This window comes from Phytoactinopolyspora endophytica (assembly GCF_004138495.1).
GTDB lineage: Bacteria > Actinomycetota > Actinomycetes > Jiangellales > Jiangellaceae > Phytoactinopolyspora > Phytoactinopolyspora endophytica.
Window position 1 is genome coordinate 331,142 of the sequence record NZ_ML142851.1, and the last position, 3,164, is coordinate 334,305.

4 protein-coding genes are annotated in these 3,164 nt (G+C 67.4%); 3 read left to right on the forward strand and 1 reads right to left on the reverse strand.

Translation table 11 applies throughout. From position 1 onward, the window contains the following. From ELR45_RS40530 to ELR45_RS07340, 3 genes are all read left to right on the forward strand, one after another. Nucleotides 1-605: enolase C-terminal domain-like protein (locus tag ELR45_RS40530; protein ID WP_276320648.1), on the forward strand; the 605-nt coding region annotated here is incomplete at its 5' end. 150 nt (nt 606-755) lie between these two features. Beyond that, nucleotides 756-1,490 carry a FadR/GntR family transcriptional regulator gene (locus tag ELR45_RS07335; RefSeq protein ID WP_129664712.1) on the forward strand — a complete coding sequence of 245 codons (735 nt, stop codon included), beginning with the start codon at nt 756-758 and terminating at the stop codon, nt 1,488-1,490. Between the two features lie 153 nt (nt 1,491-1,643). After that, nucleotides 1,644-2,564, forward strand: coding sequence for an LLM class flavin-dependent oxidoreductase (locus ELR45_RS07340; protein WP_129664714.1), 921 nt, complete (start codon nt 1,644-1,646; stop codon nt 2,562-2,564). A gap of 55 nt (nt 2,565-2,619) precedes the next feature. Here ELR45_RS07340 and ELR45_RS07345 read toward each other — a convergent pair. Then, nucleotides 2,620-3,164: maleylpyruvate isomerase family mycothiol-dependent enzyme (locus ELR45_RS07345; protein ID WP_165367564.1), on the reverse strand; the 545-nt coding region annotated here is incomplete at its 5' end.

Here is a 3,164-nt window from a genome sequence, read left to right on the forward strand (position 1 = left end):
CCGTCGACTTTCACGGGCGGGTCTCCGCGGCCAACGCGCGACGGCTGTTGCCGCTGATGGAGCCGCTGCATCCGTTGTTCGTCGAGGAGCCGGTGCTGCCCGAATTCGACGAGCGGCTGTCGTCGTTGGTGGCGGCGAGTTCGGTGCCGATCGCCGTGGGGGAGCGCTACTTCGACCGGCACGAGTTCCTCGGTCCGTTGCGGGCCGGCGTGAGTGTGGTGCAGCCGGATATCTCCCATGCCGGTGGGATATCGGAAGTACGACGGATCGCCGCGCTGGCGGAGACGTGCGACGCGGTGCTGGCGCCGCACTGTCCGCTCGGGCCGATCGCGCTGGCGGCGAGCCTGCAGGTCGCCTTCGCCACACCGAACTTCCTGATCCAGGAGCAGAGCCTGGGCATCCACTACAACGTCGGCAACGACTTGCTGGACTACCTGCTTGACCCGTCCGTGTTCCGGTTCGTGGACGGTCACGTGGAGCGGCCTCTCGGGCCGGGTTTGGGTATCCGGATCGACGAGGACGCGGTGCGGCAGGCGGACAAGGTCGGACACCGGTGGCGCTCGCCGGTGTGGCGGCACACAGACGGTAGTTTCGCCGAGTGGTGATGGGCGATTAATCAGATTTAATGATACCCTTCCGTGGTTTGGTGGCCTGCATAGAGAGCTCGATCCGTAGATGTTGCCGGCAACGCCGGGTGATCGTGCCGGCAGGGTGGTCCCGGCCGTTCAGCATCGTGGGGTAGGTGGAGGACGAGAGTGGCTGTGTACCAGCGACGCGGGCTGCACGGCGAGGTGGTGCACGAGCTCGCGCAGCGTATCCTGTCCGGCCGCTATGCGGAGGGTTCAGGGCTGGACCTGGGGGCGATCGGGGAGGAGTTCGACGTCAGCCGGACAGTGGTTCGGGAGGCGTTGAAGGTCTTGGCCGCGAAGGGCCTGGTCGATGCCAGGCAGAAGCGCGGCACATATGTCCGCGACCGCGGTAGTTGGAACCTGCTCGACGCCGACGTCATCGGATGGCAGCTCAAAGGCAAGAACGACTTGGCCTTCCTCGACGATTTGGCCGAAGTTCGGTCGATCGTCGAACCCGCGTCAGCCCGATTCGCGGCAGAGCGACGCACGGTCGAGGACCTCGAACGGCTGGACGCCGCCCTCGACGCCATGGCCGAGGCGTTCCAGGACGGCGACGCCGACGGACACATCGAGGCCGACCTCGCGTTTCACCATGCGCTCCTGACCGCGACGCATAACGAACTGCTGCAGCGGATGGAGATGGTGATCGAGGTGGGCCTGGCCGAGCGCGACGAGCTGGTGCACGCCCGGCCGAGTGTGCCCGATCCGACGCCCAGCCATCGGGCGGTCCTGGAGGCCGTGCGGGCACAGCGCCCGGGAACGGCCGAGGCCGCGATGCGAGACCTGCTCGACGAGGCGGTGCGGGATGCCAAGGCGCTGACCGGATACCTGCATTCATCCGGTCGGGGACAGCGCTCTTAGGCGGTCTGACCTGGCTGCGGCGGGAGAGGTGCAGCAACGACCGCCGGATCCCCTGCAGATGGCCACGTCTCAATCACACAGCAGGTCGAGCGGGCTCGGCCGGGCGAGCTCTTCGTTGACTTAAACCAAAGTTGAAGTCGCATGATGGGGGACATGTCTGCTGTCAAGATCGGCACTGGCCTGCCGATGGCGATCGAGCCTCGCGAGCCAGGGGTCCCGACCATCGCCGGAGCGGCCCGTGACATCGAGGCCGCGGGTCTCGAGTCGGTATGGATGCCAGATCTCGTGACCGGTGACGGCATGCCGACCCTGGAGGCGGCGCTCACGCTAGCGACGGCGGCCGCCGTCACGGAGCAGGTCGCGATCGGGTTCAGCGTCCTCGTAGTTCCGCTGCGTCCGGCTCCGTGGCTGGCAACGCAAGTGGCGACATTGCAGCACCTCTCTGGCAACCGGCTGATCCTCGGCGTGGGCTCGGGCGGCTTTCCACAGGCGCCGTTCTGGCAGGCGCTCGGCGTGTCAGCACGGAGCCGGGGAAGGCTCACCGACGCCACGCTCGAGCTGCTGCCGCGGCTGATGTCTGGGCAGCCGGTCGAGTACACCGAATCCGAACCCGCGGTGACGTTGACGCAGGCGCCCGCTGCCCCAATGCCACCGGTCCTGGTCGGAGGTTCTGAGCGGGCCTTCGGACGGGTACTGGACCATGCCGACGGCTGGTTCCCCTCGCTGACCGCTCCGGCCGATCTGGCCGGTCCCGTACGCCGCCTGCGCGAACGGGCCGAGGAGCGCGGTCTGGCAAGGCCGGAGGTGACGGTGGGTGGACATCTGATCATGATGGCGAAGGAGGATGGCCCAAGCGCATACGACGCTTTCGTGACCAACCTCGTCGACGTTCATCACATGCCGCCGGAGACCGCCGCCCGGGTGCCGATGGTGGCCCGGACACCGGCAGAGCTGGCTGAGATCTTCGCCGCCTACGAGGACGCCGGCGCTGACCGCGTTGTCGCGGGGAGCGACAACGGAGCCTGGGCGGAGCAACTGGACTTCATCGCCGAAGCACGTGCGCAGCTAGGTTGAGGCGTGTGCTGGCGCCCACGGCGCCCGACGGCCGTGCCCCCTGGCGTTGCATGCATCAGCTCCAGAGGACGCGGACCTGTGCGCGCCACTGTTCCAGGGCATCGTCGCGTCCGGCGGCCTTGAGCTCGTCGCCGCGGTTCCATAGCCCGAGGTACAGCTGGGCGGCCGTGCCGGAGAAGGTCACGTCGGCAGTGCCCGAATCGCCGGCCGTCGTACGGACAGGTTCATCGCTGACCCGTACTGTCCACGCATGGCCGGTATCGTCGGTCGTCACCAAGACGGTGAACGGTTCAGGCGAGCGCAGCTTGCTCTTGCTGCGGGGGATGAACCCGCACAGCAGCTCGTCGATGCCATCGGCCGCGAGGGCCGGATCAATGGATACGTCGGCCGCGGACGGGATGGATCCGATCTCTGCGGACACGGCGTCGATGCTGTGGATCGTCGTCTCGTGAGCCTGCCGTCGGGCCCAGAAACGCCGCGGCGGGGGTGCATCCTTGAGGAACACCATCGCCTCGGCGTCGTCAGGCATCCCTTGAAGCGTCGTTATCAGATCTTCCAGGCCTTCGTTGAACCAGGCGAGCACGTCAGGCACGGAGTTTC